This is a genomic window from Novipirellula sp. (assembly GCF_041583735.1).
Lineage (GTDB): Bacteria > Planctomycetota > Planctomycetia > Pirellulales > Pirellulaceae > Novipirellula.
Window position 1 is genome coordinate 1 of the sequence record NZ_JBFHFD010000460.1, and the last position, 6,862, is coordinate 6,862.

6 protein-coding genes are annotated in these 6,862 nt (G+C 53.9%); 2 read left to right on the forward strand and 4 right to left on the reverse strand.

Annotation, left to right across the window (positions count from 1 at the left end; all coding sequences use genetic code 11):
* From ABX962_RS25730 to efp, 3 genes are all read right to left on the reverse strand, one after another.
* Positions 1–1,244, reverse strand: a 1,244-nt coding sequence (locus tag ABX962_RS25730; protein ID WP_372723620.1) for an FAD-dependent oxidoreductase, incomplete at its 3' end; no start/stop codon positions are given.
* A gap of 178 nt (positions 1,245–1,422) precedes the next feature.
* Positions 1,423–2,772: a magnesium transporter gene (mgtE, locus tag ABX962_RS25735; RefSeq protein ID WP_372723621.1), complete on the reverse strand. Its 1,350-nt coding sequence runs from the start codon at positions 2,770–2,772 to the stop codon at positions 1,423–1,425.
* 250 nt (positions 2,773–3,022) lie between these two features.
* Positions 3,023–3,592 carry an elongation factor P gene (gene efp, locus ABX962_RS25740; RefSeq protein WP_372723623.1) on the reverse strand — a complete coding sequence of 190 codons (570 nt, stop codon included), beginning with the start codon at positions 3,590–3,592 and terminating at the stop codon, positions 3,023–3,025.
* An 86-nt stretch (positions 3,593–3,678) separates the two neighbouring features.
* On the opposite strand from efp, the gene epmB reads away from it, so the two are divergent.
* Entirely contained in the window at positions 3,679–4,827 is a 1,149-nt protein-coding gene (gene epmB / locus ABX962_RS25745; RefSeq protein ID WP_372723625.1) for an EF-P beta-lysylation protein EpmB, read from the forward strand.
* Between the two features lie 26 nt (positions 4,828–4,853).
* Positions 4,854–6,488 (forward strand): ABC transporter permease subunit, encoded by a 1,635-nt coding sequence (locus tag ABX962_RS25750; protein WP_372723627.1) that lies wholly within the window; start codon positions 4,854–4,856, stop codon positions 6,486–6,488.
* 23 nt (positions 6,489–6,511) lie between these two features.
* Here the strand turns inward: ABX962_RS25750 and ABX962_RS25755 are convergent.
* The coding region (locus ABX962_RS25755) for a GreA/GreB family elongation factor (protein ID WP_372723629.1) at positions 6,512–6,862 on the reverse strand (351 nt) is incomplete at its 5' end.

Here is a 6,862-nt window from a genome sequence, read left to right on the forward strand (position 1 = left end):
ACCGCTCGCAAATTCCAATCGCGGATTGCTTCGGCATGCTGGATCGGGTCCTTATCAAATCCACTTTCCCAGAACCATTGACCGTGGTGGTCACGTGGATAGGGGAAATCGTCCATGCTCAACTGCAGTGCCCATGGCGTTTCAGGAAATTCGGTAGGGCTGTCCGCTTCGTCCCACGCCCACATGTTACTCATGCCCATGCGGCCCTCGGGAGTCATTTCGCTATCGGCACCGGCGAGGAATCCGATCGTGGCATGGCCGGTGCAATCGGCAAACAGAGTTCCGGCAAAGCGGATTTGATCGCCGCTGCGAGTATCAAACGCCATCACGCTTTCGATTTGGTTATCTTTCGTTTCGACGTGATAGGCGTGATGGTTCAAGAACAAATCGATATTGGGTTCAGCCCGCACGATCGCTTCTTTTTTGGCATCTTCGAATTCTTCGTAGGTGCCCGGTGACTTGGTGGCGTTATCTGAAAACTCGGTCACAATTTCACCGACGCGAGGATAATTACCACGACGGACGTGCCCCATCGCCCAAACGCGAATTTCACTCGATCCGTTTCCGCCCAACACGCCGCGGTTTTGCACCAACGCCACTTTGCAACCCATGCGTGCTGCGGAAATCGCGGTCCCCATGCCGGAGTAACCGCCACCGATGACGACGATGTCATAGCCACTTTTTTCGGTGGGCTTTTCGCCCAAACCGAGTTGTTTGCGACGCCACGGTCCTAACACCGTTGATTCGTTAGGTGGCTCTGCGCCCGATTTCGTGAAATAAATCGCGTCACAGCGGCCATCGAATCCGGTTAGATCCTGCAGCGTTACCGTGGCGTTCGTGTCGTTGATTTCAATCGTTCCGCCGGGCTCCCAAAACCATTCGGCACTTTTGGTTCCGAAGGTGTGCTCGAGCGTCTTGCCATTCACCGCGATTTGGAATTTGCCTGGAGCACCAGGAGCATCCCAGCGAGCGACCCAATCCTTGGTGCGTGCGAACACGTGGTACGTTCCTGTGCTCGGAAATTTGACCGTCGCTGTCGCATTTTCGACCGGTTTTCCCATCCCGTGGGCGATCATGTAGGGGGACCCCATCGTCATGATCGATTGGGTATCGAGTTTCCAACCGCCGGGCTCAGCGAAGCTTTCTGCTTCAATAAACACGGAGTCTTCCGCACCAGCGGGCTGAAGCGTTATCGCGGCTAACGCCATGGTGAGTGCCGTGAAAAGTTGTCGCACAAGCGTCATTATTGGCCTTGATGATTTCGGGGGGAGCGGAGGTGGGGAAAACAAGCCCTCATTGTAATTATTCGCGGGCCAACTCACCACCGTTGAACTCGACCCACCGTTGAATTCGGCGAAGCCGAGTAAGGTCCGCGGTCGCTTGTGGTTTCGTTTTTTTTCGCTGCGCAAAGCAGGGCGGCAACTAGCCCAGCAGCACGCGGCCGACATTGATATAGATCACGATGCCCAAGATGTCGACAATTCCGGCGACAAACGGGTTGCTCATTAGCGCCGGGTCCAATCCCGCCCGCTTGAAGACGATGGGCAACGTCGCGCCACACAGACAGCCGCAGACGATGACCGCCAACAACGTGATCGGAATGACCAGCGCGTCGCGAACCGAAGGAGCCACGAATATCGCGACGGCAAAGCCAATCAACGCCAAAAAGCTGCCTAACAGCAACGACACCACGCTCTCGCGAATCAAGACGCGGTGCCAGTCGCGGAATTTGACTTGACCGCTTGTCATCGCGGTGATGACCAACGTCGCCGATTGGCTGCCCGAATTCCCACCTGCACTAATGATCAGCGGGATGAACCAGACCAACCAGACGAATTGCTGCAATTCCTCTTCGTAGTGACGCAGTGCAAACGCGGTCAACAGCGCGGCAAAAAACAAAATCGTCAGCCAAATCCCTCGTTTCCACGACAGCGTCAGCAAACCGATGCGAAGAAAGTCGTCTTCCAAGGGAGCCACCGCGGCAATCCGCTGGGCGTCCTCGGTCAATTCCTCACGAACGACGTCGATCACGTCATCATGCGTGATAATTCCGAGCAATCGCCGACTCGCATCGACCACGGGGATGGCTAGCAAGTTGAATCGCTCGACTTTATGAGCCACCGATTCTTGGTCTTCGGTCACATTGGCGACGACGACATCGGTTTCCATCATATCCCCGAGTGTTAATTCGGGGTGCGCCAGCGACGAAACCAATTGTCGTGTCGAGACAATTCCGCGGAGCGAGTCGTCTTCGTCAACGACGTATAGGTAGTAGATCGTTTCGAGCTGGCTGGCCTGACGCCCCAGTTCATCGAGCGCCTCACGAGCACTCAGTTTCTCGCCCAGCTTGGCAACCTCGGTCGTCATCAAGCCGCCGGCGGTCTCGCCCTGATACGAACGAAGACGCTGAATGTTGCGACGATCTTGAACCGGTAACAGCGGCAGAATTTCTTGGACACGTTCGTCCGACAATTCTTGGATCAAGTCAACGCGATCGTCCGCCGGAATCTCTTCGACCAACGCCGCGACTTGCGACGGATCATGATCGCGAAGCATCTCTAATTGGCGTTCTTCATTGAAGTAGCCAAAAATCTCCGAGCGACGCGATGGCTCGGCATATTGAAGCACTTCCCACGCCTCTTCGTTGGAAAGCCCCTCCATAAACTCGGCGGTACGCCCCGGGTTCAGCGTCGTGCAGAACTCTTCGAGCTCAGCCCGATTTTGCTCAGCCAACATTTCTCGTAATTCAGGAAGGAAGAGCGTGTTGACCATGGCAATTTATTCGAAAAAACGCAGCAATGCGTTCATTTCATAGGCATTAGAGATTTGTAAAAGACGCGGCTAAAAATAGAGGAAAAGCGAGAGACGCAGCGGCGCCCAATCGGCAACCGCCGCGATCTCCCAACTTTCAGGGCGCAAAAAAAGGAGCTTTCAAGCGAGATCGACGGCATCGCGAGATGTGCCGAAATCCTTGGCAGCGTTCGCGACCGAGCGATTCTGAAAACGAAACCGAGCGGTCGCCTTAGTTGCTGACGCGTTCGATATATTCGCCCGATCGCGTATCGATCTTGATCACATTTCCTTCTTTGATGAATCCAGGCACGTTGAACTCCGCACCGGTTTCCACCTTGGCAGGCTTGGTGACGTTGGTCGCGGTGTCTCCCTTGGTGCCGGGAACGCATTCAATGACCTCCAATTCAAAGTGATTTGGTGGTTCAACGATAATGGCGTTACCGTTGTACAGCGTCATTGCGCACGCAATGCCGTCCTTCAAATACTTCCAAATGTCGCCTGCAACATCGCTGGTGACTTCGAACTGCTCGAACGACTCGTTGTGCATGAAAACGTAATCTTCCCCGTTGCGATACAAAAATTGCACGTCGGTTGTTTCCACGTCCGCCGATTCGAGTGAGTCGCCCCCTTTGTAGGTGCGGTCAAGCGAGGTTCCACGGATCAGATTCTTAAGTTTGCATTTGTAAAGTGCGTTGCCTTTACCAGGTTTGACAAACATCATTTCCGTCATGATGTAAGGTTCACCATCAATTTGGACCTTAAGTCCTTTGCGGAAGTCACTTGTGTTATAAGTAGCCATAGACGACGGTCCCGTCTTTACGAGTCAATGTTTTCGAGGGATGGGGATTTTTTAATTATTGATTGGTTGCATCCACTAGAAACTGAATGATCCAGGAAACTTCCCCTCGCGAATCGGACAAGTTCAATCCCGTGCCGGCTGAACCGCAAAACGACTCAGCACCCCAGCCTCAGGAGCAACCGGACCAGATTCTAACGCGATCGCGGGTTCTTGTCCCGCCCCGTCCTGAGCAGCTTTTCTCAGCCACAATCCAGCCCCCCAATCTCGCGGCAGTGGACTGGCAAACCGCAATGCGGAAGGCGATTCGCAGCAAAAAACAGCTTCTCGAACGGCTGAATTTGCCCGCCGACGCCGTGGCAGGGCAGCTCGAGACGTTTCCAACCTTCGTGCCGCTCGAATTTTTAAGCCGAATCGCACCGGGCGACCCCGACGACCCGCTGCTTCGCCAAGTGTTGCCGATCGGCGACGAATTGGTCTTGGACCCTCAGTTTGTCTCGGACCCCGTCGGGGATCTCGACTCGCTAGCGGCCGGGGGGGTAATTCACAAATATGACGGCCGCGTCCTGCTGATCGCATCGGGGGTCTGCGCGGTGCATTGCCGGTACTGTTTTCGCCGCGAATTCCCCTACCAAGAAGCGGGATCACGACGCGAAAACTGGGCTCCGGCTATCCAGTACGTCCAATCTCGCCCCGACGTCGAAGAGGTCATCCTCAGCGGCGGCGACCCACTGACGCTGACCGATACCAAGCTTTTCGAATTGATCGACCAAATCGATGCGATCCCGCATATTCGCCGAATTCGGATCCACACTCGATTACCAATCGTGATCCCTCAACGTGTCACCGAAGCTCTCTGTAGCAAACTGAAAGAAACGCGTTCGGCAATTTGGTTCGTCGTGCACTGCAACCATGCCAATGAGTTAGACTCGTCGGTGATCGCTCGGATGGAGATGCTTGTTGACGCGGGAATTCCAGTGTTGAATCAAGCCGTCCTGCTACGTGGCGTGAACGACGATGAACAGACGTTGGTTGATCTGTGTATGAAATTGGTCAATCATCGCATTCAACCTTATTACTTGCATCAACTGGATCGCGTGAAAGGTACGAAGCACTTTGAAGTCCCGGTCCAGCAAGGGCTTGAACTAATCAACCGCATCCGCAGCCGCTTACCTGGCTATGCGGTCCCAACCTATGTCAGCGAACACGCAGGCCAACCGTCCAAAACGCCTCTCTAATTCCACATCGCTAGAATCACCCGACCATGTACGTTTTTGAAAATCCCGTTCTTCAACGTGAATTGCTGGGAAACCTGCGTACGAATCGTGCATTTTTTCTGCTCGGACTCTATCAACTGCTACTCGCGACGGTTGTGTTGATGGCATGGCCAAGCGAACAGCGTCTTGACCTTACGATCAGCCCGCCATCGGCAACGAAGCTGGTCAATTTATTTTTTCTTGGCCAATACGTGATCGCATCGTTGATGGCCCCCAGCTTTGCAGCCGGAACGATCACCGGAGAAAAAGAACGTCATACGTATGAGATGTTGTTGGCCAGTCCACTGCGTCCCGGCGCGATCGTGTTTGGAAAAATGGTCGCGAGTTTGACGCACCTCGGTATGCTGATTCTGGCTTCGCTACCGATCATCGTGCTCTGTCTTCCGCTGGGCGGCGTCAGCGTCTACGAAGTCTTGGCGGCCTATTTGGGGTTGATCGTTTCGGTGATTCTGTTCGGCGCGATTGGAGTGTTTTGCAGCAGCTATTTTTCGCGAACAAGCAGCTCGTTAGTCGTCAGCTACTTGTTCATCCTGCCGTTGGTGATCGGAGCGATTCTGTTCTGGGCCTCGCTCGAAGGGCAGGGCGAATTGCGATTAAAACTCGCACTGTTGGTGATTCCCGCGTTTGCGTTATCCGCGGTGATCTTGATGTGCTCGGCTGCCGCCGGGCGGATGCTTTATCCTCCCGATGTTGGCAGCGAAGGCAAGGAGGTGATCGATTTAGAGCGGGAAGCCGAAGAAGCCGTGGGGCTAGTGATCCAGCCTGATCAATTCCCCGACCGACTGTTCGCGCCGCCAAAGAAATCCGAGTTGATGGCCGATGGAGCGAACCCGGTCTATGACAAAGAAATCCATAGCGAGATCTTTGCTCAAGGCACCTTGATGCTGCGGCTGGTAATTCAAATCAGCATGCTGTTGGCGATCCCGATGATGGGGGCATTTTTGTTCTACATGGACGAAAAGATCGCGTGGTTTTCGGTTTACGTGATCGTTTTTAATATGCTGGTCGGCCCGGTCTTTTTAGCGGGATCGATGACTAGCGAACGCGAACGTCAAACACTTGATTTGCTGTTAACAACCACCTTGACGCCCAGTCAAATCTTGTGGGGCAAATTTATCGTCGGCTTTCGCATCTCCGCTGTCTTAACCTGCTTCCTATTATGGCCGCTGCTGCTTGGCGGCGTGCTGAACTACAGTTATTGGAGCAACTGGGCAAGCGTGCTGGGGATGTTTGCGATTGTTTTGATGGTTTGTTTGGTCAACGCCACCATCGCTCAACTGTGCTCGCTATTTCAGCGCAAAACCTCGATCGCATTGATGTCCACCTATATTGTGTTGCTATTGCTGTACGTCGGCCCGCCCGCGATGACCGCGTTGATGACGATTTTGGAATTCCCTACGGAATCGATTCGGCGCGCCGAGTGGCTGGGCGTGACCAGTCCCTTCTCGGCGGCATTTTCATTGCCGCTTGACGGCAACCTAATCGAAGATGAAGAGGCAGTCGCCAATGTTGGAAACTTATTAGTGGTGGTCGGGTACTTCGCCTTTAGCACGCTTTTACTCGCGGCGTCCGCCGTGGCCATGATCGCCCGTTTGCGTTCTCGACAAGGGTTGTCGGAATAGAGTTCGCCAGTGGCGATAGGCTGCTACAAATTAAAGGCGCCGATGCGTTCGGGTTGAAAAGTAATTTTCTCGACCCGCTTTCGATTCTGATGCCCCGAGACATGGCACGTCACGCTTTCTCCGACCCGACATCCAAAAATCATCGTGCCAAGCGGCGAAAGAATCGATAATTTCCCTTCGGCAATACAAGCTTCCTCGGGATAAACCAGCGTGTAAGTATCGGCTTCGTTCAGATCTAAATCAAGCAGCCGAATGGTCGAATTCATCGTGACGACGTCCGGCATCATGTCTTGCGATTCCAGCACCATGGCTCGTTCTAGCCGGTCCTTAAATTCGCTCAGATGCGTGCGTTCGCCCCCAATTGCGATCACAAA

Coding starts and splice junctions, on each gene's coding strand:
- mgtE (WP_372723621.1), bottom strand. CDS start 2,772: ATGGTCAACACGCTCTTCCTTCCTGAATTACGAGAAATGTTGGCTGAG.
- efp (WP_372723623.1), bottom strand. CDS start 3,592: ATGGCTACTTATAACACAAGTGACTTCCGCAAAGGACTTAAGGTCCAA.
- epmB (WP_372723625.1), top strand. CDS start 3,679: ATGATCCAGGAAACTTCCCCTCGCGAATCGGACAAGTTCAATCCCGTG.
- ABX962_RS25750 (WP_372723627.1), top strand. CDS start 4,854: ATGTACGTTTTTGAAAATCCCGTTCTTCAACGTGAATTGCTGGGAAAC.